This window comes from Streptomyces sp. NPDC020996, from assembly GCF_040641355.1.
In the GTDB taxonomy this organism is placed as follows: Bacteria; Actinomycetota; Actinomycetes; order Streptomycetales; family Streptomycetaceae; genus Streptomyces.
Map to the genome: position 1 here is coordinate 43,331 of NZ_JBFADM010000022.1, position 24,748 is coordinate 68,078.

Genomic DNA, 24,748 nt, shown 5'->3' on the forward strand with positions numbered 1-24,748 from the left:
CTGGGGGAAAATGTTGTCGAGCGGAGAGGAAGGCGAGGAATGGTCGAAGGTTCTACGGGGGGGCAGCTTCCACACATAGACGCTGCGGGCCGGGCCACTCTGCGCACGATCGCCGAGCTCGCCGGAGTCCATGTGTCGACGGTTTCACGGGTCCTGAACGGGACGATGGGAACCGGCGTCCGGATGGCCGGGCGGGAGACCGCCGACCGGATCCGGCGCATCGCGGAGGAAGTCGGCTACACACCCAACCCGCATGCGACGAGCCTGCGCACCCAGCGCAGCAATCTCGTCGGGGTGCTCGTCCCGCAGCTCGTCGACATGGTGCTGGCCACCATCTACGAGGGCATCGAGGAGGCGTGCGCGGCGTCGGGGTTCTCCGCGTTCGTGGCCAACACCGGTGACGACCCGGTGGCGCAGCGCCAGCGCACCGAAATGGTGCTCGCCCGTCGTGTGGACGGGATGATCTTCGGCGACGCCCACGTGGACGGGCGCTTCCTGAACGAGGTGGCCGGGCGTGGTGTGCCGTTCGTGCTGGTCTCCCGGCGGGCCGACTCACACCCGTCGGTGACCTGCGACGACTACCGGGGCGGCCAGCTGGCCGCCGAGCACCTGCTGCAGCTGGGCCACCGGCGGGTCGGGGTCATCGCCGGTGAGCCGTACGCCAGTACGGGCATCGACCGCACCGCCGGCTTCCGGGACACCTACGCGGCCGCGGGCATCAAGGTGCCGGCCTCCAGGATCGTGCACTCCCGCTTCGACACCGGCGGGGGCCGAGAGGCCATGCAGCGGCTGCTGGCCGGGCGCACCAGACCCACCGCGGTGTTCGCCGTCAACGACTTCGCCGCGATCGGAGCCATGGAGGCATCCCGCAATGCGGGACTGACCGTCGGCACCGACATCGGGGTCATCGGCTTCAACGACGTGCCACTCGCGGGTTCCCTGCCCATCGGACTGTCGACCGTCCGGTCACCCATGCACGACATGGGAGTACGCGCGGCCCAGCTGCTCATGAAGCGGCTGGCGGGCGAGGACGTCGAATCCGAGCTGTTGTCTCCCACCCTGGTCGCACGCGCCTCGACACTGGGCTGAGGCCGGTCGTCCGGAGGCGCACGGCGGTGCCGACCGCTCCGGCGCCGGCCCCGTCGTGGCAGGCCGCATGCCGTGGGCGGGAGGCGGGATCCGCCTCCCGCCCACGGCATCCCGGTAGCAGGTACGTGTGCTCACCGCAGCGCCGACGGGGCACCCACCGGTCCGCACGTGTGAAGGTGTGAACGCCGTGCGATGCGAGCTGACACGCTGGCTCCGCCGAGGTGAGCAGGTGCTTCGGCCGGCATCTCCCCCGCCGCGCCGGGGAGTTCACCCGGTGCGGGCTGACGGCGGTCATGACGCCATGGCACCGGAGCAACGGCGCGCTCCTCGGGTGCCGTACTGCGGGTCAGCCGGCCGCAGGGGCGGTTTCCTCGTCGAACTCCTCCCCGCTGAGGAGGGCCGCTGCCCGGTCCATGACGTGGGGTTTGCGGCTGCGCAGCACCAGCATGTACGCGACGCCGGCGAGGATCAGCAGGACGGTCAGCACGGGCAGGTAGCTGTAGGGTGCGGCCTGACCTGGCTGGAAGTCGCCCCAGAAGGGGATGACCAGCACCAGGACCCCGACGACCGGGGAGATCAACCGGGAGAACACATGGCCGCGTTCCCCGGCACGGCGGTCCTTGACCCACTCGACGACCAGGGCGACGTTGGTCACCATGTACATCAGCAGGAAGCCGATGGTGCCGTAGGTGCCGAGGAAGCCCGCGGCCGTTCCCGGATCGGTGAACAGCGTGGAGATTACGCCGATCGCCACGCTCGGCACCACGAAGCCGACGACGGCAACCCACGGCGTGGCGAACTTCGGATGCAGCCGGGACAGACCGCCCCACCACAGCCCGCCGCGTGCGCCGGCCGCGATGACCCGGGAGGTCTCGAGGTTGGCGGCGACGTAGGAGCTGGTGATGCTGGACATGAACACCCAGCTGACGGCCACCGCGACGAAGGGGACGAAGGCGTGGCCGGCGGTCACGAACGGGTTGGGGTCCTTGGCCAACGTGTCCACGTGGTCCACGCCGAACGCGATCACCAGGGCGTACGAGCCGAGGACGTAGGCCAGTCCGCTGATCGCGACGTTGGCGAGCAGGGCGATCGGCACGTTGCGACGGGGGTTGGCGGTCTCCTCGGCGAACGGCGCCGCGGCCTCGAAGCCGCCGTAGGCGAGCACGGTGAGTGACAGTGCCAGGGCGAGACTCTTGGGATCGGCGACTCCGTGCAGGGTCAGGGGAAGCAGGCTGAGGCCGTCCTTGCCGCCCTGGACCAGGACGCCGATCACGAAGACGGCCAGTACCACGATCTCCACGATGTAGAGGGCGATGGTGGTGCGCATACCGAACGACAGACCGAGGACGGCCGGAAGGAGCACCAGCACGCCGTACACGACGGTGATCAGCGCGGTGGCCCCGGTGAAGTGGGTGTCGCCGAGCAGGTTCTGGCGTATGTAGTCGCCGACGAAGACGTAGATGCCGCCGAAGGCTATGACGTATCCGAGCATCGCCACCACGCCCGTCACCACACCGACCGGGGCACCCAGGGCCCGCGTGATGAAGGTGACGAATGATCCGGAACTCGGGTACTTGTGGGAGAACTGCGCGAAGCTGTTGGCGGTCGCACCGATCCCGAACATGGCGATGAGATAGACCAGGGGGGTCGAGACACCGACCAGGCCCGCGACGAGGACCGTACTGAAGAGGATGTTGAAGAACGGCCCGACCTGGGCGAGTCCGGGCATCATCACGCCCAGAAGGCCGAGCTTCCCGGAGGCGGTCCCGTCGTTCCCGTTCTCACCGGGGGTGCTGTGCTGTGACAACGTGGTGCTCCTTGCTTTCATCCGGCCGGTGAGGCGGCGCGGCGGTGTCTGGCCCAGAACTCGAGAAGAGTGGTGTTGAAGTGGTCGGGGTGCTCCCAGAGGCAGGCGTGTCCGCCACGGGTGGTCGCCCACTCCGCGTCCGGGATGCCCTTGTGGAGCCTGCGGGAGAGCCTGACCGGGATGAGGATGTCCTCCTCACCCGCCTGTACCAGGGTGGGGACGGTGATCCGGGACAGCCGGTCGGTGGTGTCGTGCTCGCGGATGATGTTGAGCTGGGACAGGTATGCCTCAGCCGGCCACGGCATGGCCGCCATCTCGTCCTCGAAGGCCGCGAGTTCGGAGGGGCGGGTTTCGAAGAAGTCCTGGGTGAAGGCCCACAGGGTCACCTCACGCATGATGAAGGGGACCCCGTGGGTGGGCGCCAGTTCGGCCCAGACCGTGAACAGCCGGGAGCAGAACGGCCCCGGGGCCGCGTAGGTGCAGGACAGCACCAGGGAGCGCAGGTCGCTTCCGTAGTTGATGGCGTACTCCTGGGAGATCATGCCGCCCATGGAGGTGCCCATCAGATGGAAGTCGGTGATGCCGAGATGGTCCACCAGCGCCTTGGCGTCGTCGGCGAGCATCCGGCTGGTGTAGGGGCCTTCCGGCTTACTGGTCTGCCCCACACCCCGGTTGTCGAAGCGCAGGACGCGGTATCCGGCCTCGAGGAAGGCCGGTACCTGGTAGTCCCAGGTGGTCAGGTCGTCGGCCAGCCCGTTGACGAGGACGATCGTCTCCGGGCCCTCGCCTTCGAGTCGGTAATTGATCTGGATGTCGTTGACGGCCGCGATGGGCACGGGGGTTCCTCTCCGTGGGGTTCTTCGGGGTGTCAGGTGTGGTCGTGGGGGTGTCAGGCGCGTGGTCGTGGGGGTGTCAGGCGTGTGGTCGTGGGGGTGTCAGGCGCGTGGTCGTGGGGGTGTCAGGCGTGGTCGTGGTCGGGCTGGGTGGTCTCTCCTTCCGGGTGCTGCCCGTCCTCACGGATCCGCGCGACCAGATTGCGCAGGGTGGTTTCGGTGGTCAGGGTGAAGTGTTCGGCGGCGATGGCCCCGGCCTCCCCGGCCCGCCCGTCGATGATGGCCTCGGCCAGCGAGGCGTGCTGGCGCAGCGCCGTCCGGCGCAGCTCCCGGCTGTACGGTTCGCTCCGGAAGCCGAGGTTGACCGCGTGCCGCAGCCGCTGGCTCAGCTTGACCAGGTACACGTTGTGGGTGGCGTGCGCCACGGCCAGGTGGAAGGCCTCGTCCGCGGCCCGGGACGCCTCACGGTCGTCGCCGGCGGCGCGGTAGTCCTCCAGGGCGTCCCTTATGGCGGCGGCGTCGTCGTCGGTACGGCGGCGGGCCGCCACACTGGCGATCATCTCCTCGGTGAAGGCGCGGCACTCGAGTACCTGCTCCATCGCCTTCCAGGTCGGCAGGAGCGTTCTGCGGATCTTCTCGGTGGAGCCCGGTCCCCACGACCTCGTGACGAAGACGCCCCCGCTGCGTCCCCGCCGGACCGTCACATAGCCCTCGGCGCTGAGTCGCTGGATCGCCTCCCCCACCGACGAGCGGCTGACCTGCAGCATGGCGGCCAGCTCCCGTTCGCTCGGCAGCCGCTGGCCGGGCACGAAGCCGCCCAGCGCGATCGCGGTGACCAGCCGGTCGGCGATCCGCTCCCCGGCGGACAGCATCGGCAGTGGCTGGAACAGCGTGTTCAGACCCGGCGGTCCGTCTTCGGCGAATATCTCGGCGAACAGGTCGGGCTCACCGGCGGGCATCGCGGAAGAGGGGCCCTCATCGGTGGTGGGGTGGTCGGTCACGAAGTCTCCTCGTACTCGTGGTCAGGAAGAACCGGGTTCGGTCAGCAGCGTGGGGATCACCCGGGCGAGGGTGCGCGCTCCCGTCACGATGCTCGCGAGCTCCACAGCTTCGTCGACTCCGTGCATGTTGCGCACCCGCGGCCCGTAGCACAGCGCGGGGCGGGCGAACTGGTTGAGGTAGAACCGCGCGTCGGTGGTGGAGCCCACCACATATGTCTCGGGGGTGGTGCCGTGGGCGTCCCGGTGGGCCGCCGCCACCGCCTCGACCAGTGGATGGTCCGGATCCAGGGCGTAACCCTCCGCGCGGAAGCCCGAGGCACGCACCACCGGGGGATGCGCCGCGAGCAGAGGGTCGGCCGCGGCCGACCGGTCGATCGCTTCGCGGACCTCGCGTTCGGCGCGGGCCGGTGACCACGACCGGGGGAAGCCGATCCGGACCGAGGCCCTCGCCCGGGCGGGCACGCTGGAGGTCCAGTCACCCGAGGACATGCGGCCGATGTTCACGTTGTAGGGATGGTCGATCCCGGCGAACACCGGGTCGCGGTGCTCGTTGACCATGCTCTCGAAGCCGCGCAGCTGCTCCAGGACCCGGCCCAGGAGGACCACCGGATTGCTGGAGCGGTCGGCTCGCTCGGCGTGGCCGCCGCCCGCGGTCACCTCGATGTCGACCCACAGCACGCCGGTGCCGCCGAGCAGGATGCCGAGGTCGGTGGGCTCCATCAGCAGGACGTTGTCGCCGAGGATGCCGGCCCGGCCGGCGGCGAGGGTGCCGTGACCGGTGCACTCCTCCTCCACCACGCTCAGGAAGCCCAGCGGGCGCGCGGGGCCGATGCCGGCCGCCCGCAGTCCGCGCAGGGCCAGGGCGGCCATGGCGAAACCGCACTTCATGTCGGCCGCGCCGCGTCCGTGGAGCCAGCCGTCGCGCCGGGTCGGGGTGAACGGCGGGGAGGACCACAGCTCGCCGTCCTCGGCGGGCACCACGTCGATGTGCCCGTTCAGCAGGAGTCCGGGGGTGTCGGTGCTGCCGCCCAGTGTGCCGTACACGTCGTACCGGTCCTGATAGGACAGTTGGGGGACGCCCGCCAGCGGGTCGTCGGCGATCGCCTCGGGGATATCCACCTGCCGCACCTCGAAGCCCAGACCGGCGAGTTCCTCCGCGATCACGGACTGCGCCGTCGCCTCCCGTCCCAGGGTGCTCGGCGCGGCGACCAGTCGCTCGAGGAGGACGAACGCCTCCTCCGCCTGCTCGGCGATGGCGTCGTCGATCCGTGCCGCGTCCCGCTGGGAGAGCACACCCGCCATGGGGCCACCCTTCGCTAAAAGGTCTGAAGTTCGGGCTATTAATCCACCCGCCACCGGGTGTGTCAAGGAATCCGAACGCGCAGATCGCAGCGGGGGGCATCGGGGACGGGAGGGCCGGGTTCTGGATCACACGGGATCGGGAAGACCCTCCATGACCGGCGGCGACGCGCGGCCGAGCCGGATCTCGCGGCCCGAGCGGCCGCGTCACACCCGCCCTGGCCGCCGCCCGCGAACTCGCCCACCCCGGGATCAGCGCCGAGGTGATCGGCCCCGGACCGGTGAGGTGGGCTCGGCGGCGCTGGAGGCGGCCGTCGCGGTGGACGGTCAACTGCTCGGCCACGAGCGCGGTTTCACCGTCCGACTGGCCGAACCGAGGGTACGGGCACGCTCGTTCCGCGGCCGCCCACGGCATGCCCGCAGCACCCGAGTGACACCATCGTGCACACGATGTCACGAAAGGGGTACTCGTCGGCCCGAACGTGTGAATGGTGTGAACGCCGGTAAGCCTTCGGCGGCCGACGGAGAGTCGGCCGCCGAAGGCGATGCGGGTCTCGGTGTCGAACTGGAGGAAGGACACGGAGTCTGCGCAGGTTTTCTCCCGAAGCCGCGCGATCCTGGGATACTTGGCGCCGCTCTCCTCCTACCCGTCACGGGTTGGGGACAAGGCGCCACCGGTTGTCGGCCGTGCCGTTGTCCGAATCCTGGACCGCGAACGCCCCCACGGCGGTGGAGTCGCCCGCGATGGCCAGGAGCTTGCCACTGTGCTCGTTGCGGATCTTGTAGGTGCCGTCGTTCTGGTCGAGCAGGGTCCAGCGGTGGTCGGCGGTGCCGTTGTCCGTCCACTGCAGGACGGTCGCGTTGTCGGCGGTGGACATGTCCTGGACGCCGAGGACCTTGCCGCTGTGGGCGTTGCGGAAGCGGTAGGCACTGCCGTCGTTGATCATTTCCCAGTCGTGGTCGGCGGTGCCGGAGTCGTTCCACTGCAGGGCCCGCCCGCCGTCGCCCGTGGACATGTCCTGGATGCCCAGGACGAGGCCGCTGCCCGCGTTGACGAGGTGGACTGTGGGGACGGTGCCTGATTTCCAGTAGACGGTGTAGTTGTGGCCGTGTGCGTCGTAGAACGGGCCGAGGTCCACGGTGGCGCCGTCCGCGGTGGCGGTGAAGGTGAGCGCGCCGGCGCTGGTCCGCTTGAGCGTGGAGGTGTTCAGGGACGGCAGGGAGCTGAGCGCGGTGTCGCCGTAGTCGCCGGACAGGACGACCGGGCCGTAGGTGACCGCGGCGACCTCGGGGTTGTCATTGGCCGGCCGCATGATGATCCGCATGGGCAGACGGACGGTGACCGTGTCTCCGTCCGTCCAGGAGCGGGTGAGGGCCGCGTAGCTGCCGGGGGTGGCGGTGATGTTCTGGGCGACGCCGTTGACGCTGATGGTGGCGCCGGTGGTCCAGCCGGGGATGCGGATGCGCATCGACCAGGTTCCGGTGACGTTGCCGGTGACGCGCAGAGTGGTGGTGTCGCTCGCCGGGTAGGTCGTGGTCTGGGTGACGGTGATGCCGCGCTCGGCCCAGGTGAGCACGGAGGGGACGAACAGGTTCACCGTCAGCGTGGTGCCGGTGTGGAAGTAGACGGAGTCCATCAGCCGGGTGTGCATCTCCAGGCCGGTGCCCTGGCAGCACCAGAAGGTGGTGTAGTCGGTGCTCCAGGTGCCGCCGCCCCATGCCGGGCCCACACCGCGCCGGCCTCCCGGGCTGAGCGGGGTGAAGTAGGTGACGTGGCCGTGCGGGTCGGCCGGGTTCTGCTGGCCGATCATCTGGTTGAGCCACGCCTGCTCGTAGTAGTCGAAAAGGGCCGCCCGGTCGGGGTCGAGGGCGAACAACTCTCGTGTCAGCGTCAGCATGTTGACGGTGTTGCAGCTCTCGCAGGTGTCCTGCATCAGGTAGGCGGCGATGGCGTTGGGGGCTCGGAAGTGTTCTGCCTGGCTGTTGCCGCCGATGGCGTAGGTGTGGGTGCCTACGCAGATGTTCCAGGCGTTGGCGGCGATGTCCCGGTAGCGAGTGGTGCCGGTGGCCTTGAACTCACGGATGGCGCCGATCCACTTCGGTACCTGTGTGTTGGCGTGCAGCCCGCTCAACTGGTCCTGGCCGGCTGCCAAGGGGTCGAAGACCGCGGCGTGGTCGAAGCGGCGGGCGACGGTGAGCCAGCGCGCGTCACCGGTCTGCTGGTAGATGTCGGTCAGCACGGCGTTCATGCCGCCGAACTCGGTCTGCAGCATGGCCTGCATCTGTGCCTCGGTCAGGCGGCCGGTGCGGGTCTCGACCCACGCCGCAAGGGCCAGTGACACCTCGCGGGCCTGGGTGGAGCCGATGTGCCGCCACACGTCCAGCAGCCCGGCGAGGGTCTTGTGGATCGTGTAGTACGGCACGTTGCCGTTGTTCAGGGTGCGCCGTTCCAGGGCGGTGAAGTCGGACTCGGGGTAGCCGGAGAGGTATCCGGCGGTGAATCCGGCGGCGCTGTTGTTGGCCTGGCACTTGGCCAGTTCGGCGACCATGTACGTCGCCTTGTCACGGCAGACGGTGTCACCGGTCACGGCGTACAACTGAGCCCAGGCGGTGAGGAAGTGGCCCTGGATGTGGCTGCGGAAGGGGAAGTTCGGCGCGTCCCAGCCGCCGTCGGCGGCGGCGCCGCCCGTGGACAGGCCGTGGTTGGCGCGGAAGACGTACAACAGCCGGTCGACGTCGACGAACCGCAGGTAGGCGGCGGTGCGGTTCTGATTGTCCAGCCAGCGGCCGGCGGTCAGCCGGACCTGGCCGAGGTCAAAGGGGTAGGCCAGGGCCCCGATGTCGGAGCGGACCGGCGGAAGGACCGCCGCCCGGGCCGGGGAGCCGGCGAGGAGTGAGCCGGTGGCGGAGGCTGCGGCCGCGGCTCCGGCGTACTGCAGGAGGCGGCGTCTGTTCAGGGAAGAGGACATCGTGCACCTTTCCCGTGCGGGGGGCGAGTGGCGGGTGCTGCCGAGCCGGCGGGCCCGACGGCTCGGACGGACCCGGTGAAGGGCCCTGCGACTGCTGCGGCGGTGCCGGCGATGACCGTACGCAGCGGAATCCTGCGGCTGGGACGTGCGGACGATTCGGTGAAGCGGCGCAGAACGTCTCCTCTCGGTCAGAATGAGCGGCAACGGAAGCCGGATACGGAACCGCGGCGCTCCGCAGAAACAGGAGAGAGATCAGCCTGGAACGGTGGGCGCCCACACCTCTCGGGTGACTCAAACCATTTGTTCGACATATCGAAATACGTTTGAAGGGACGCCGGAACGATAGAGGGCGCGTTATACGGCGTCAATGCCGCCGACGTCTTCGAACGGCATGGAGATGGCCGAGATCACTCTCGGCGATACGCGCGCGGGAAGTCGCGCTGAAAGCATTGACGGACCACGGACCGGGCACTACTTTCTGACCGACCAGCCGAATCGCGTTCCATATTTCGGACGACGGATCACGGTGGCAGCCGTCGAGCGGGCCTCCTTCCGCAGGCCGGCGCATCCATCGCCGTTCGCTCACCCGCCCCCACACACACGGAGAGACGATGAACGCGCGTCCCAGGACCCACCCCGCCCTGCCGTCGCGCAGCCTCTTCCTCGGTGCGGCCACGGCCACGGCTCTGGCCGCCGCCTGACGCCGGGCACCCACCTGCCCAACGCCGCCGGCTCCGAGTTCCCGAACCGGCCCCCCGGTCGGACGCGCAGGCCTGGAAACTGTTCGGGGAGTAATGCGACCGGAGGCGGCCTGGAGGCATTTCGCTGCCCGGCCGGCCTTCGCGTGGCGGCATTACCATGCGCCGACTCGTTCACCACGCCGCGTCCAGAACTCGTGAAGGAAATCACCGTACCGAGAAGCCGGCCAAAGGAATTCACGGCGGCAGCGGGCATTGACGGGTTGCCCTGGCAGAAAAGCAACCCCAGCGACAATCTCGGCGAGGTGGGCAGAGCGTGGGCATGTCATGGCCGGCCCAAGACATCACGTCTCCCGTCTACCGGGAAGCTCGCCCGGATGACGCATCGGGTGTGAGGACGGCAGCCCTCGGACCGTGTCGGGGCTCATTCCTGGAGCTTCATGCCCTTGGGTGATGTCAGGCCCTTGTCCGGGTGGGCCCGAAACGTTGCCGTCCAGGTGGCGGGCGGGCAGGACGCACCGTTGGGGTGCTGCTCCGTCAGCCTGGCCCGGATGCTGTCCGCGACGACCATGTCACCGCTCTTCACGGATGTCACCGTGAGCCGCACCGGGACGGTGGACGAGCCGATGTCGCCGCGGAGTCGGACCGACACCGAGGCAAACGGATCGTCGGGGCTGCCCGATACCCGCTCCTGGCATCCGGACTGCGCGCACAGACGGACTTTCACCGCGTCCCGGCCTCCGAAGTCGGCGGGCCGCCACATCACGGACACCTGCGAGTCCGCGTCGGCCTTGGTGCAGGGCGTGTCCTGGCCGAGGAGCGCGCATCCGGTCAGGGCCGCCGCCAGCAACGGTGCGAAATACACACGGCGCATGTCAGATCCGCCGCCACCGCCGCGCGGTGCTCGTTGTCTTCGGCGGGATCCTCGCGCGCCCGGGGCCGCGGCAACCGACAGGGAGTGAGACACCGGGATCCTTACACGACTTGTCGGTCCGAAGAATAGTCCGCATGCCTCGGCGCGGGGGACGCGCGCTGGTCAGAGCCCTTTCGGCGGTCCGGGCCGGACCGTGTCTCAGTCGTCCTCGGCACAGGGTTTCCGGGTCCTCGGATCGACGGGAAGCAGGTCCACCTCACCGGAGGTGAGTTCCCGGTCGCCGATGATGTCGCAGAGGTCGCGGTACCACCGGTCCGGTGCCAGGTAGAGCGGTCCGCCGGTGCCGTCGGGGCCGATGTGGATCAGGGTACGGCCGTCTCTGGAAGCGCCCAGGAAGCCGTGCTGCCCGTCGAGTGTGCTGTCGCGTGGGCCGGTGAAGGAGTAGAAGGTCTCGTAGCCGGGCTTGCCGATCCGGTAGACGCGTACGGCGTTGTTGGCGGCGATGAGGTAGCGGCCCCTGCCTTCCAGGAAACCTGCCACGTACGGCGTGTCGTCCGACTCGGCGACGCTGCGCAGGGGGCCGATCTCCTTGTGGGGCGGGTCGCCGCGCCGCCAGAGTTCGAAGACCGAGCCCCGGCGCAGGATCGCGAAGTACTTGCCGCTGGAGTCGAACTGGGAGGCGAGGATGTCGTCGCCGGTCTGCACGGTCCGGGTGATGCGTCCGGTGGTGATGTCGACGATGCTGATGCCGGGCCGGTCCAGGACGATGACGCTGATCCGGTTCGGCGCCGGGTACGAGCCGATCATCAGCTCCGCGTCCTTGGCGCCGCCCGCTCGTGAGCGGACCGTCCTGGCGTCGAAGCGCGCGAGTCGCCGGCCGGTGCGCGGATCCCATTGCTCGACGATGCTTCCCGACGCGGTGATCAGTTTCCCGCCGTGGTCGAAGAAGTACCTGAAGTTGTCAGTCGGGTGTTCGCTGCTGCCCTTGCCGTCACCACCGAGCCCGATGTCCCCGACCGACGGCGCGGAGGCATCGGGTCGGGGAGGCTCGACGGTGGTCACGGTGGCGGTGCGGCGCAGCGTGGTGGCGTCGCGGACGGTGACGACGTTCACGCCCTCGCGGTCGGCGACGAGGCGTCCGGTGCGATCGAGGGCGAGGGGCTCCGTGCGTCCGGGCACCCAGTAGGGCTTGCGGCGCGGTACGTCGGCGAGGACCCGGGCGCTGACCTTGCGCGCGTAGTGCCGCTGCATGCGGGAGCCGTCCGCCAGGACCGTGATCGTGTACCTGCCGTCGTTGGTGAGGAGCTGCTGGGAGGCGTCGACGAACCAGTTGCCGGGGCGCAGCCGGACGAAACCGATCAGCGACTCGTCGTGTCGGACGTAGTAGAGGCTGCCGCGGGACTCCACGAGCCATGGGCTGCTCTTGGCGAGCGAGGAGGTCGAGGCGGGCAGGCCGTTGCGGGAGAGGACCTTGCCGTCGCGCATGTCGACGACGGTGAGGCCGTTGCCGGAGTTGAGTGCGACGCGGAGGCCGGAGCCGTCCACGGACTGCACGAGGCAGACGCCGGATGCGAAGTCCTTGTTCTTCTCACGGTAGGCGGGGCCCTCCCGCGAGCCGTCGCGGACCCGGTGGACGGTGACCTCGGCGGTCTTGCCCCGCACCCGGCACAGGACGGCCCGGGTCCGGTCGCCGGAGATGCGGATCTGGTCGGCGTCGGCGCGTACCACGAGTCGGCTCCTGCCGGTCTTGAGGTCGAGGGCGAGCAGGCTGCCCTTCTCGCCCTGCCCGAAGTCGCGGAACCGTTTGTAGACGGGGACCAGCAGCGTCCGGTCGTCGGGGGCCGGCCACATCCTGAACTCGATGCCCTTGGGCGCCGGGAGGTTCCCGGCGAGGGCGCCGTGCGGGCCGCTGTCCAGGTTCCACCAGACGATGCGTCTGCGCACGTGGGCGACGATCATCGTGCCGTCGAGGGACATCGCGGGGGTGACGGTGTCGCTCCAGTCCCTGCCGGTGCCGGGGGCGTCGGGGAGGCGGTGGAGCGGTCCGGCGGGCCGGTTCGCGTCGGGGCGCACCTCGAACCACACGGCCTTGCCGTCGTACTGGACGTAGGCGGCACGCCTCCCGTCGGCGGACACCATGACGTACTGGACCTTGTCTGTGGACGGCACCCGCACGGTGCGCACCGGCCCGGTCAAGGCGTGCACGAACAGAGTGGCTCCGGAGCGCTTGGCCGCCGCGAGGACGACGTCGCCGTCGCGGCTCTTGTCGAAGACGGTGTCGCCGAGGTCGCCGGAGAGCACCCGGTCGTAATCCGTGTACTGGAGGTACTGGCGCAGCAGTTCGTTCTCGGCCTCCTGTGTGGGGGACATGTCGTAGGCGGCGAGGGAGAGCAGCACGGCGCGGCCCGGGTCGGTGACCGTGGACTCCTGTGCCGCCTGGGCGAGGGCGCGGGAGGCGCCGAGAGCGGCGCGTTCCTGGCTGCTGCGGCGTTCGACGACGTAGAGCATGCCCAGCACCAGGGCGAACGCCAGGGCGGTGGCCAGTCCGGAGAACAGGGCCCGGCGCCGGCGGGCGCGGGCGCGGCGGTGGGTCCGGCCGGCGGCCAGATAGTCCCGCTCGGCCTCGCTCAAGGCCGCGTCACGCTCGGGGAGCCACTGCTCCGCGCCGGCCATCGCCGCGGTGGTGGGGAGGTGTTCAGGGGCACGGTCCGCCTCCTGCCAGCGGCCCATTTCGTGTCGTACGGTCTCCCGCCAGCCGAGGAAGGACCTGTCCTCGGCCACCCACCCGGCGAGTCTGTCCCACTCCCCGATCAGTGACTCGTGCGTGAGTTCCACGGTCTCGGTGCCCTCGGCGCTGCGGTCGGTGACGAGCAGCCTGGTGTGCGCGGCGAGGCGTTGGGCGAGGCGCCACTGGTCCTCGGTCAGGTCGCCGCGTCGGGCGAGGCGTCGGGTGGCCGCGGCTGCGCCGAGCGGCAGCCGGACGAGCTGGGTGAACAGCCGGCGGGCCGTCGCCTCGTCGTCGGGCGTCACGTGTTCGGCCCAGACCCGGTCGGCGTGGTTGCCGAGCGCGCCGGTGACACCGCCGAGTTCGTCGTACGCGCGGTGGGTGAGCACGCCGTCCTCCTGTCGCTGCCACAGCAGGTCGAGGGTGAGGGCGAGGAGCGGCAGGGCGCCCGGTTCGGTGCCGGTGTCGGCGAGGATGCGTTCGGTGAGATGGGGCTCGTAGGAGACGGACGGCAGGGCGTCGACGGGGGTGGTGACAATGTCGCGCAGGCCGTCCACGCCGAGCCGTCCGATGGCGTGCAGGTGCCGGCCGGTGGCGGGGCCGAGATGCGGGTGGCCGAGGACGGGTTCGAGGAAGTCGGCGCGCAGGGTGGCGAGTACGCGGACGGCGGGTGGCAGGGCGTCGGCGGTGAACAGCACGTCGGCCAGTCGGCGCACGGCGTCCGGGGGCTGCTGAAGCAGTTCCTCCAACTGGTCGATGACGATGAGGAGTCGGCTGCCGCCCTGCAGTTCGAGCAGGCGGTCGGTCGGCTCGGCGAGGCCGTGCAGGCGCAGTTCGCCGGACAGTTCGGGTATGCGCGCCAGTCGGCGGGTCTCGGGCAGGCCGGGTTCCAGCAGCGGCAGCAGCGCGGAGGCTAGAGCGGCGAGGGGACTGCTTCCGGACGCGGGCCGCATGACGACGACGCAGGATCCGCGCGCACGCAGCCGTGGCGCCACACCGGCGAGCGCGAGAGACGACTTACCGGAACCGGAGGCGCCTACGACAGTGACCCACTGCTGCTCGTCGAGCACCTGGGCGACCCTGTCGCTCTCGTTCCGCCTGCCGTGGAATACCGCCGCGTCGGCCTCCTCGAAGGCGGCGAGTCCGCGGAACGGCGAGGGGGGCAGCACGAGTGGGCCCAGTTCGGGCCAGGCGGCCACCAGGCCGCTGGTGGGGATCAGGTAACTGACCGGCGGCTGACCGGACTCGGCGACGGCGACCATGCCGACCACGCCCGACAGCCGGTCGTCCCACACCGGCCCACCGCTGAAACCCTGCGACACGGGATAACCGGCACCGGCGAGATCGGCCTGCACCCAGCCGTCGGCCTGCCGCCCCCGCAGCACCCCCGCGTGCCAGACCCCACCGGGACGGCCGGCGGGCAGCCCGAACGCCCTCACCCGGTGCCCCCACAACCCGTCCGCCGGCTCATCGGCCGGCCCGGCCGCCACCGCCGACGCGTCCGCGTCGACCAGCCGAACCGGTCCCGCCCCCGGCAGCGGAGCCGCGAGCCGCAGCACGGCGACATCGGCCGCGCCGGAGGGTGCGCCGGAAGCTGCCCCGGAGGGCGCGCCGCCCGGCGCCCGAGGCGGCACCCAGAGTTCGACGACCGCGTCCGAGTGCGGGGCGGCGGGCACGAGGGGCAGGTCGGCCAGGACACTCGCGCCGGGTTCCGGTGGCGTGCCGGCCGGTGTGCCGAGGGCGGCGGACACCACGTGCGCGCAGGTCAGGGCGACCGTGTCGGACACCAGGAAGCCGACGCCGACCGGTTGCCGCCGCGCGTCGAGGATGCGCAGCAGCGCCCGGTCCAGGGCCTTGGGGCCGCTGGCCGCCGGCTGCCGTTCCGGTTCCTGTGCGGAGGTCATTCCACCGCCCGGTCCGCCGGCCGGCAACGGGCCGGGATGCCCGTGAGGCCGGCCTGTCCGGCCGTCCGGCTGATCACCGTGCCGGCGTCGGCAGACAGGGCCAGGCCGACCTCGGTGCCGGTCTCGCCCGGGCCGTCGGGCATGTCGCGGAAGGTGCTGACGGAGTTCTGCGCGACGGGCCGGATCCCGGCGGGCCTGTCGTTCAGCGACCGGGCCGCCCGCGCCGCGACCCGCCCCGGCCCGGCGGCCTCGACCAGCGAGTCGGGCACCTCCCGGATCCGCGCCTGGACCGTACCCGGCGCGTCCGGCGTGCCCGGTGCACCGGTCGCGTCCGGCTTTTCCGACGCACCCGGTGCACCCGGTGCACCCGATGTACCCGATGCATCTGACATATCCGGTGCGCCCGGTGTATCCGACGTGCCGGGCGTGCCCGTCGCGCCCGGCGCACCCGTCGCGTCCGGTGTGCCCGGCGGTGCGGCGCCCGAGGTGCCACTGGCCGCGGACACGGGTGATCCGACCGGATATGCCATGCGTCTCCCCTTCACTCGGTCTCTCGTCGTCGACGTCGGCCGGACGACTCGCGGCGCTACGCGCACAGCCGTCGTGTCTTCGCCTCCGCCGGGAGGCCGTCGCGCTCGTCCGCCGTGAACGCCCGGTCGCCGACGATGCGGCACAACTCCCGTCTCCACAGTTCGGGGTCGAGGACCAGGGCGCTGCCCGTTTCCTCGAAGGCGCCCTGGAGCACGGTGTTCCCGTCCTCGGACACGTCGAGGAAGGAGCGCTCCCCCGTCGTCGAATCGCCGACCACGTACGACTCGTCGTAGCCGCGTTCCCCGATCCGGTAGGTGCGTACGGCGTCGCCGGCGGCGGTCAGGTAGCGGCCGTCGTCGAGGAAGACGGCGCGGTACGGGGTGATGCGGCTCTCGCCGACGGTGCTCAGCGGGCCGATCACCCTGCGCGGGGAGTCTCCGCGCCGCCACACCTCAAGTCCCGTCTCACGTCGCATGACCGCGAAGTAGCGGCCTTCGGGGCCGAATTGGACGGAGAGGACATCGCCCCCGGTGCGCACGCGGTCGGTGATCCGCCCGTCCGTGATGTCGACGACGCGGACCCCGGGCCGTCCCTGCGCGATCACGGAGACCTTGTTGCGGCCGGGATACGGGGCGATCGTCATGATCGCGTCGGGGTCGTCGCCGGGGCGCAGCGCACCGGCGTCGAAGCGGGCGGTCTGCCGGCCCGTACGCGGGTCCCACTGCTGGACGACGGTGCCGGAGACGGTCAGCAGGTGGCCGGTGTGGTCGAAGTAGTAGCGGAACTCGTAGCTCTGCCGGCGCCGGCTGAGCGCGCCGCTCATGTCCAGGTCCCGGACCAGCCGGGTGCCGGGCCGGGTTCTCGGAGGCCGGGCGGCGGTCACGGTGGCCACCTTCCGCAGCGTCGACGTGTCACGGACCACCACCACGTTCCGGGCCTCGCGGTCGGCGACGAGCGCGCCGGTGCTGTTGAAGACGGGCAGGTCGGTCTCCTCGGGCACCCAGTACGGCTTCGCGCGGGCCGTCCGCGCGAGGACGCGCCCGCTGTGCCTCGGGTCGGCCGGGCGCAGTTCCATCCGGGAGCCGTCCGCGAGGACGAGGATCGTCCGCTTCCCGTCGGCGGTGAGGCGTTGCTGAGCGGCCTTCGGCAGCCGCCTCCCGTGGTTCAGGCCCACAAGGGCGATCATCGAGTCCTGCCAGCCCACGCAGTAGAGCTTGCCGTGCGCCTCGGGCAGCAGAGGCGCGGGTGTGAACTGCGTGGAGGCGGGTTCCGGCAGCGAAGCGCTGGAGATCGTCTCACTCCTGTCCAGGTCCATGACGCGCAGTTCCCCGCCCCACCGGAGCGCAACGCGCCGCCCGGTCGCGTCCACGGCGGCCACCGTGCACTGGTCCGTGGTGTACGCCTCGTCCCGTTCGCGATAGGAGCGGCCGATGCCGGCACCGTCGGAGGTCCGATGACGGCTGACGACGGACTGATCGTTCTCCTCGCGGCACACGACCGCGGTGCGGCGGTCTCCGGACAGATGGATCTCCTGGGCGCCGGACAGGAGTTGCGTGGCGCGTCCGGTCGCCATGTCGACGCTCTTCAGTGCCTGCCCGCCCGTCGCCGTGTAGACCGTCATCAGCAACGTCCGCCCGTCCGGCCCGAACCAGATTGCGTCGGCCATGTCCTGGGGCGCGGGGGCGTCACCGGCGAGCGTGCCGCTGTCGAGGTTCCACCACACCAGGCGGCCCCGGACCTGCGCGGCGAACATGCGGCCGTCCGCCGACATCGCGGCGCGCACCGCAGGTTCCCAGCTGACGCCGCTGCCCGGCGCTTCGGGCAGCCGGTGCACCGGGCCGAGCAGGTCTTCGGCGTCGGGGTCCACTTCGAACCACACGGCCTTCCCGTCCGCCTGGACGTAGGCGACGCGCCGGCCGTCCACGGACACCGCGACCCCTTGGACCTGCCCGGTCGAGGGCACCTGGGCACTGCGCACCCGCCCGGAGGTGGCGCCGACGTACAGGACGGCCCGGCCCAGTTGCGAGGCGGCCAGCACGATGTCGCCGTCCCCGCTGGTGGCCGCCTCCCTGACCGTGCCCAGCACGCCGGACAGCACCCGGTCGTAACTCTGGTAGCGCAGGTACTGCCGGAGGAGTTCGTTGCGGGCTCCGGCGTCGGCGCGGTCCGGTGAGCGGCCAGCGCCTTCAGGATGCCGAGAGCCGGTTCGGTGCGCGTTTCGTCCTCCGCGGCCAGGGCGAGGGCGCGGGACGCGGCCTGGGCCGCGAGTTCCCGGCTCTCCTTCCGTGTGGCGTAGAACAACGACAGGGCCACCAGGACCAGCAGCAGGACGAGGCTGACAGCCGAGAGCACAGCCCGTCGCCTGCGGGCCCTCGCACGGCGGTGGGCGCGGCCGGCGTCGAGGTAGTGCCGTTCCGCGCGGGTCAGTTCGTCGGGACGCTCGCTCAGCCACTGCTCGGACTGGGCGAGTTGCAGGTCGGTCGGCAGCAACTGCGGGGCGCGCTCGGCCTGCACCCAGCGGTCCAGGTCCTGTTGGAGCGCGGCCCGCCACTCCAGGAAGGCGCGGTCCCCTGCGGTCCAGTCGGCCAGTCTGCGCCACCCGCCGATCAGCGCCTCGTGGGCGAGTTCGACGGTCTCGGTGCCCTCTGCGTTGCCGTCGATGACCAGCAGCCGGGTCCCGGCCAGCCGTTGCGCGACGCGCCACTCCTCGGCGCCCAGTTCGGTGCGCAGTGCCATCCGGCGGGTGGGCGCGGGCGTGCCGGTCGGGACCCGGACGAGCCGGGTGAGCAGCCGCCTGGCCGTCTCCTCGTCCTCCGGCGGCACGCACGCGTCCCAGACCCGGTCGGCGTGCTCGCCCAGTGCGCCGGTGACGCCGCCGAGTTCCTCGTACGCCCGGTGCGTCAGCAGGCCGCCCGCCTGTCGCTGCCACAGCAGGTCGAGGGTGAGACCGAGGAGCGGCAGCTCGCCCGGTCCCGGGCCGGTGTCGGCGAGGATGCGCTCGGCGAGGTTCGGTTCGTAGGACACGCCGGGTACGGCCTCGACGGGTGCGGTCACGATCTGGCGCAGGTGCTCCGGGGTCGGCGAGGCGAGCGCGTACAGATGTCCGCCGGTCTCGGGGCCGAACCGCGGATGGGCCAGCACCGGCTCCAGGAAGTCGGCGCGCAGCGTCATCAGTACGCGGACGGTGTCGGGGAGCGTGTCGCCGGTGAGCAGGTCGGCGAACTCGTCGACGGCGGCCGGTTCCAGGGCGAGGATCTCCTCGAACTGGTCGACCACGAGGAGCAGTCGGCTGCCGCGCCGCAGTTGGAGCAGCCGGGCCACGACGTCCGCCGGGCCGTGGCGGCGCAGCAGTTCGGCGAGTTCCGCGGCCCGGCCGGGGTGCTCGGCCTCGGGCAAGTCGGGTTCCAGCAGCGGCAGCAGCGCCGCCGCGAAGGCGGCGAGCGGGCTGCTGCCAGGCGTCGGCCGCAGGACCACCACCTGAGCGCCTGCCGCGCGCAGCCGAGGCGCCACGCCGGCCAGGGCCAGCGACGACTTGCCGGATCCCGACGGTCCTACGACGGTGACTCGGCGTTCCACGGCCAGTGCCCGCGCCACCTCGTCGCTCTCGGCCCGTCTGCCGTGGAAGACCGCCGCGTCCGTTTCCTCGAACGCCGACAGCCCGCGGAACGGCGACGGCGGCAGCGTGACCGCGCGCAGCTCGGGCCGGGCGGCCAGCAGCCCGCTGGTGGGTATCAGGTAACTGACGGACGGCTGCCCGGACTCGGCGACCGTGACCATGCCGACCACGCCCAGCAGCCGGCCGTCCCACACGGGGCCGCCGCTGAAACCGCGCGACACCGGGTAGCCGTTGCCGACGAGATCGGCCTGCACCCAGCCGTCGGCCTGCCGCCCCCGCAGCACCCCCGCGTGCCAGACCCCGCCGGGACGGCCGGCGGGCAGCCCGAACACCCGCACCGGGTGCCCCCACATCTCCTCCGCGTCCACCAGCCGCACCGGTCCCGCTCCCGGCAGCGGCGCATCCAGCCGAAGCACGGCGACATCGGCGGGCACGGCGGCATCGGCGCGCGTGGAGGACACCGAGGACCCCCCGCCGGGCTCCCGCGGCGGCACCCAGTGCTCGACACCGGCCGTCGTCGCAGGCGTGCCGCCGCCGCGCTGCGAAGTGGGCACGAGGGGAAGGTCGACCTGGATCCGGGCGGAAGCGGCAGGCGCCGCGTCTCCCGTCGTGCCCAGGGCCGCACGGACCACGTGCGCGCAGGTCAGGGCGAGCGTGTCGGAGACCAGGAAGGCAACGCCGACGGGCTGGCCCCGGCCGTCGCGGACACGCAGTACGGCCGCGTCCAGAGACTGCGGGCCCGGGCCCGCGGTCCGCTCGGGCGGTAACGCGGGCACTGTCATCCCGCCGCGTCCGCTTCCGGTTCGCCGGACGACGGATTGCGCCAGGTCAGGGTGACCTTGAAGTTGGCCTGGCCGGTCGTCCGGGAGATCACCACGTCCGCCTCGGCCGACAGGGACAGGCCGAACTCGACGCCGATCTCGTCGGGTTGCCGCGCCATGTCGCGGAATTGGTCGACAAAGCCCTCCGCGACCGGCCGGATCCCGGCCAGCATGTCGTTCAGCGACCGGGTCGCCCGAGCCACGACCTGCCCGGGACGCGCGACCTGCACCAGCCCGTCCGCGGTCTCGTCTATCTGGACCTTGACGGTGCCGGTCGCGTCCGACGGAGCGGATCCCGGGTTCTCGCCGTCCGCCCCGGACAAGGGCAACTCGACCACGTACGCCATGCTTCCCCCTTCGCAACACCTGCCACGCCGGCTTCGGACCCTACCGATCCGACGGCACGTCGGGACGGAACCACCAAACCCTCGCAGCATTGTCACTAATTGACGGTACGTCAAAACTTGCGCCGCCGTACTGCCGCCGCCGTACTGTCGGCTCATGCGGCCGGCTTCGTGGCGGCACCGGGCTGTTCCTCGACGGTCCGATGTCGCACTGTCGAGCCGGAGCCAGTAACAGCCATACCTGTCCTACACGTTGACTTGCGACGAGCCGCACCTCCACCATGACCGGGCGGTCACATCAGCATCCGTCACGTGAACGTCCGGTCACATGAAGGGGTGTCCATGCCCACTCCCACCTGGACCCGACTGTCGCCCACCCGCCGCGAGCGGGTCCTGGTCGCGGCGATGGACGAGTTCGGCACCCACGGCTACTCCACGGGCAGCCTGAATGTCATCGCCCGTGAAGCGGGGGTGGCCAAGGGCTCCCTGTTCCAGTACTTCTCGGGCAAGCTGGACCTATTCTCCTACGTGGCGGAGCAGACCTCGCTGCGTGTCTACGCGCACATGCAGCCCTGGCTCGACGGCTACGACGGCACCGGCGACTTCTCCACGCACCTCGTCGACGCGCTGGAGGCCTGGCTGGAGTACTTCGCCGGGCATCCGCTCGAGCGGGGGGTGGCCGCCGCCACCAACATGGAGATGGACCCGGCGGTTCGTGACGCGGTCAGGCGACCCGTGAACGCCATGTACCTGGCCGGTCTCCGCCTTCTCCTGGAACGGGCCGTCGACGCCGGGGACCTGCGCAAGGACGCCGACCTGGACGCGCTGCTGTCACTCCTCCTGGTGCTCCTGCCGCACCTGGCTCTCGTCGCGCACGTCCCGACACCGAACAGCCCCGTGCAGCTCACCGGAGTCAGCCCCCAGGTACGGCGCGGGAATCTCGAACGTCTCGTCATCCCGCTGCTCGCCGATTTCAGAGCACGGGACGACCGATGACAAGACCCGACCGCGACATCGTCATCATCGGTCCCGGTTTCGGTCCGGGTCCGGCGCGATTCTCAGCTCGGCGAGCCTTCCCCTGAACACCGCTCGGGCCCACGGGTGTGCCCGCGGCGGAGTGGCCTCCGGCCCCGGAGTCCGAAAACACCCGGACAGCACGGAGACGTACCACCAGACATCACTGCTTCATCCCCACAGAAAAGGTGATCTCGTGTTCCGTACACTCCTGCGGTCCTTGACCGCGCTGCTGCTGTGCGCGGCAGCCGCCTTCACCCTCGCACCGGCCGCCCACGCGTCGGGGGCGGCCGCCCCGGTCCAGGCGGCGGACCCTTCCACCACGGGGTCGTACCCTGTCGCCTACACCGATCTCACCGTCTCCGCCTCGGGCCGCTCGTTCAGCGCACGTGTCTGGTACCCCGGCACGACGGCCGGGGCGGACGCACCGGTCGCCGCCGGCTCCCACCCCGGCCTCGCCTTCGGACACGGCTTCTTCCAGGCCATCACCCAGTACGAGAGCCTGCTCAAGCACTACGCCTCCTGGGGCATCATCACCGTCGCGCCCAAGTCCCAGGGCGGTCTCTTCCCCAGCCACTCCGCGTTCGCCGACGATCTGAACGCGGCACTCACCTGGCTCACCACCCAGAACGGCACCACCGGCTCACGGTTCGCAGGCGCGGTCAGCACCGACCGGCTCGCCGTCTCGGGGCACTCCATGGGCGGCGGCGCGGCATTGCTCGCCGCGAGCCGGAACCCGGCCGTCAAGTCCGTCTCCACCCTCGCGGCGGCGGAGACCAACCCCTCGGCCGTCAGCGCCTCCGGCACGCTGAGCATGCCCGTCCAGTACGTCGGCGGCAGCGCCGACAGCGTCGCCGGCGTCGCCGACAACCAGCAGAAGATGTACGACGCCAAGCCGTCCGCCACTCAACTGCGCGTCATCACGGGCGGGTTCCACTGCGGATTCGAGGACAGCTCCGGCATCGGCTGTGACAGCGGAACCATCACCCGCGCCGCCCAGCTGAAACTGACCTACGGTGTCACGACCGCCTGGCTGCTCTACACGCTCGGCGTCGACTCCTCCCTGTACGACCAGGTGTGGGGCTCCGCGGCCCAGAACCTGGCCGGTGTCGTGTACTCCGCCAAGCCCTGAACACTCCGGGGCGCGACGACGGCAGTTCAGCTGTGCTGTGCCCCTGCCTGCTGAACGGAGAGAGTCCGTGACCGCTCGGACCGCCCCGGCGGTCTGAGTGCCGCGCCAGGCGGGCGGCCGGAGAATCGCCCCTTGACCGCCCGCCCGGTCACCGGCCCGGCGACGGTGCCCCGCCCGTGGTTCCGCGGGCGGGCGTAGCGGCGGGACGGCGGGCACGGAACTCACCTTCGGGGCCGGACCACGACACCGTCGGCCTCGAACACCATAAAGACGGCCTGGTTGCGCGGGGGGGGCCACCTGCGGTCGAGATCGGCGACCACGGCGCCTCCCGCCTGACCGGCGGCGGTGGCGAGAGCATGAGTGTCAAAGATGTGATCGTATCCGGGCGGCCATCGTGGGCGTGAGCAGAGCGACATCTGCCAGGAGGAGACAGGCCGTACCGCGCGCCGTGTCGATCGACCGGGGCCATGACCGCGCAGATGGCGTACTGAGGAATTCCCCCAGCCGCGCCGCACCGACCACCACCGACCACATGCGCTACGCCTGCCTCCATCGCGGCTCGGACGTCGATGCGGAGGAAGCCGTCAACCTGGCCTTCGCGGCTCCACCTCCACGCCACCATCGCAGCCCCCACCGCGGCGGGCGCCGACTTCGGAGACGGCAACATCCGTCCGCTACAGCACTGTCCCACTCACCCCGCCCACTGACGCGCCCCTCAGGGCACGCCCCGAACCGAGCTCAGACCTGACGCCCTGCCCGGCCCTCGCCCGCACCACCCCGAGGCCCGGCGAGGACAGGCCGCCTGGCAGCCTGGCCGCCCGCACCACCCCGAGCGACAGGGAGACCCCCGTTCCAGAGAAAGCCCCGACCGCCATAGACACCTCAGGCGCTCAACTGGGCAAGCCCTGCGCACCCTCGGGGTCCTCGATATCGAGCGCCTCCAACGTGTCTCCGATCTCGATGAGGTCTCCCGCCAGCATCAGCCCGGCGAGGCGCTCCTCCTTGCCGGACTCCCAGCCGCTGACCGTGGCGCGGCGCGCCTTCAGGGCTGCGGCGACCTCGTCGACCATCAGGCCGCAGGCCCTGCGCAGCCGCTTTCGCTCCTCCGGCGGCGGCAGCGGTCAGGCGAGGACTGCTGTGGCTTCGATCTCGACCAGATGCTCGGGGACGTCCAGTGCCATGACGCCGATCAGCGTGGCCGGCGGGGCCGGGTCCCCGAGCTTCGCGGCCGCCCGGGAGATACCCTCCAGGAGTGCGGGCATCTTGTCGGGAGTCCAGTCGACGACGTAGAAGGTCAGTTTCGCCACGTCGGCGAAGGAACCGCCGGCCTCGCCCAGCGCGGTGGCGATGTTGTGGTAGCACTGCTCGACCTGCGCGGCGAGGTCGCCCTCTCCGACCGTGACCCCTTCCGCGTCCCAGGCGACCTGCCCGGCGACGAAGACCAGCTTCGAACCGGAGGCGATCGCCACCTGCCGGTAGACATCGATCTTCGGCAGTCCATCGGGGTTCTTCAGAGTGATGGCCATGCTGTCCGGCTCCTTGCCCGGGCTGCTGTCAGCCCGTGTTCGTCACGCCGACGGCGCTCTCTTGTGGTTACTCAGGAACCGTAGGAGAGTGTGCGTTGACATGGAAGAACGTACTTTTCAGTGACTGGGGAACCTGATGGTGACCAAGCAGCTCAAAGGCTCGGCCGACGATACCGACCTGCGGCGCGCCGACTCCCTGGCGCGGGAGATCTTCTCCGACGTCGCCAACAAGTGGGCACTGCTGATCATCGAAGCCCTGGGAGAGGGCACCCTGCGCTTCAGCGAGCTGCGCAGCCGGGTCGAGGGCATCAGCCACAAGATGCTCACCCAGAACCTGCGCATGCTGGAGCGCAACGGCCTGGTCGAGCGGACCGTCCACCCCACCGTGCCGCCCCGCGTCGAATACACCCTCACCGAGGCGGGCCACGGACTGCGGGCGACGGTGGACGTGATGTGTGACTGGACCCACCGGTACTTCCGGCACATCGAGTCCGCCCGGCGGCGCTTCGAGACCTGACGATCAGTGGAGCCCCGGGTGCACGAAGGCCCCGGAGAACCCGGTCGG

General features: G+C 70.9%; 16 protein-coding genes. 4 read left to right on the forward strand and 12 right to left on the reverse strand.

What is annotated here, in order from left to right; translation table 11 throughout:
* Positions 1–39: 39 nt before the first annotated feature.
* Positions 40–1,089, forward strand: a complete 1,050-nt coding sequence (locus AB0G63_RS17630) for a LacI family DNA-binding transcriptional regulator (RefSeq protein WP_360750809.1) — start codon at positions 40–42, stop codon at positions 1,087–1,089.
* 346 nt (positions 1,090–1,435) lie between these two features.
* Here the strand turns inward: AB0G63_RS17630 and AB0G63_RS17635 are convergent, their stop codons facing one another.
* The 10 genes from AB0G63_RS17635 to AB0G63_RS17680 all read right to left on the reverse strand — a co-directional run bounded on the left by AB0G63_RS17635 (position 1,436) and on the right by AB0G63_RS17680 (position 20,514).
* Positions 1,436–2,896, reverse strand: a complete 1,461-nt coding sequence (locus AB0G63_RS17635; protein WP_360750811.1) for an APC family permease — start codon at positions 2,894–2,896, stop codon at positions 1,436–1,438.
* Between the two features lie 17 nt (positions 2,897–2,913).
* Positions 2,914–3,732, reverse strand: coding sequence for an alpha/beta fold hydrolase (locus AB0G63_RS17640; RefSeq protein ID WP_360750813.1), 819 nt, complete (start codon positions 3,730–3,732; stop codon positions 2,914–2,916).
* A gap of 122 nt (positions 3,733–3,854) precedes the next feature.
* On the reverse strand, positions 3,855–4,730 hold the full coding sequence (locus AB0G63_RS17645) for a GntR family transcriptional regulator (protein ID WP_360750815.1): 876 nt from the start codon (positions 4,728–4,730) through the stop codon (positions 3,855–3,857).
* A 21-nt stretch (positions 4,731–4,751) separates the two neighbouring features.
* Entirely contained in the window at positions 4,752–6,032 is a 1,281-nt protein-coding gene (locus AB0G63_RS17650; protein WP_360750817.1) for an ArgE/DapE family deacylase, read from the reverse strand.
* 647 nt (positions 6,033–6,679) lie between these two features.
* Positions 6,680–8,998 (reverse strand): beta-L-arabinofuranosidase domain-containing protein, encoded by a 2,319-nt coding sequence (locus AB0G63_RS17655; protein WP_360750819.1) that lies wholly within the window; start codon positions 8,996–8,998, stop codon positions 6,680–6,682.
* A 1,122-nt stretch (positions 8,999–10,120) separates the two neighbouring features.
* Positions 10,121–10,570, reverse strand: coding sequence for a hypothetical protein (locus AB0G63_RS17660; protein ID WP_360750821.1), 450 nt, complete (start codon positions 10,568–10,570; stop codon positions 10,121–10,123).
* 198 nt (positions 10,571–10,768) lie between these two features.
* A complete protein-coding gene (locus tag AB0G63_RS17665) occupies positions 10,769–15,199 on the reverse strand; it encodes a trypsin-like peptidase domain-containing protein (RefSeq protein WP_360750823.1) in 4,431 nt (1,476 codons plus the stop codon).
* Positions 15,196–15,468, reverse strand: coding sequence for a CU044_2847 family protein (locus AB0G63_RS17670; RefSeq protein WP_360750825.1), 273 nt, complete (start codon positions 15,466–15,468; stop codon positions 15,196–15,198). The genes AB0G63_RS17665 and AB0G63_RS17670 overlap by 4 nt, the downstream gene beginning before the upstream one ends.
* A gap of 1,882 nt (positions 15,469–17,350) precedes the next feature.
* Positions 17,351–20,128: a trypsin-like peptidase domain-containing protein gene (locus tag AB0G63_RS17675; protein WP_360750827.1), complete on the reverse strand. Its 2,778-nt coding sequence runs from the start codon at positions 20,126–20,128 to the stop codon at positions 17,351–17,353.
* The gene (locus tag AB0G63_RS17680) at positions 20,125–20,514 is read right to left on the reverse strand and encodes a CU044_2847 family protein (protein ID WP_360750829.1); all 390 of its coding nucleotides are present in this window, start codon (positions 20,512–20,514) and stop codon (positions 20,125–20,127) included. Before AB0G63_RS17680 ends, AB0G63_RS17675 begins: the two co-directional genes overlap by 4 nt.
* Positions 20,515–20,853: 339 nt before the next feature.
* Here AB0G63_RS17680 and AB0G63_RS17685 point away from each other — a divergent pair, with 339 nt between their 5' ends.
* Positions 20,854–21,507 carry a TetR/AcrR family transcriptional regulator gene (locus AB0G63_RS17685; RefSeq protein WP_360750831.1) on the forward strand — a complete coding sequence of 218 codons (654 nt, stop codon included), beginning with the start codon at positions 20,854–20,856 and terminating at the stop codon, positions 21,505–21,507.
* Between the two features lie 214 nt (positions 21,508–21,721).
* Positions 21,722–22,657 (forward strand): alpha/beta hydrolase, encoded by a 936-nt coding sequence (locus AB0G63_RS17690; protein ID WP_360750833.1) that lies wholly within the window; start codon positions 21,722–21,724, stop codon positions 22,655–22,657.
* 890 nt (positions 22,658–23,547) lie between these two features.
* Here AB0G63_RS17690 and AB0G63_RS17695 read toward each other — a convergent pair.
* Complete coding sequence (locus tag AB0G63_RS17695) at positions 23,548–23,727, reverse strand: hypothetical protein (RefSeq protein ID WP_360750835.1); 180 nt, start codon at positions 23,725–23,727, stop codon at positions 23,548–23,550.
* Positions 23,728–23,778: 51 nt separating this feature from the next.
* A complete protein-coding gene (locus tag AB0G63_RS17700) occupies positions 23,779–24,183 on the reverse strand; it encodes a RidA family protein (RefSeq protein ID WP_360750837.1) in 405 nt (134 codons plus the stop codon).
* Between the two features lie 136 nt (positions 24,184–24,319).
* Here AB0G63_RS17700 and AB0G63_RS17705 point away from each other — a divergent pair, with 136 nt between their 5' ends.
* The gene (locus tag AB0G63_RS17705) at positions 24,320–24,700 is read left to right on the forward strand and encodes a helix-turn-helix domain-containing protein (RefSeq protein ID WP_360750839.1); all 381 of its coding nucleotides are present in this window, start codon (positions 24,320–24,322) and stop codon (positions 24,698–24,700) included.
* Positions 24,701–24,748 lie beyond the last annotated feature (48 nt).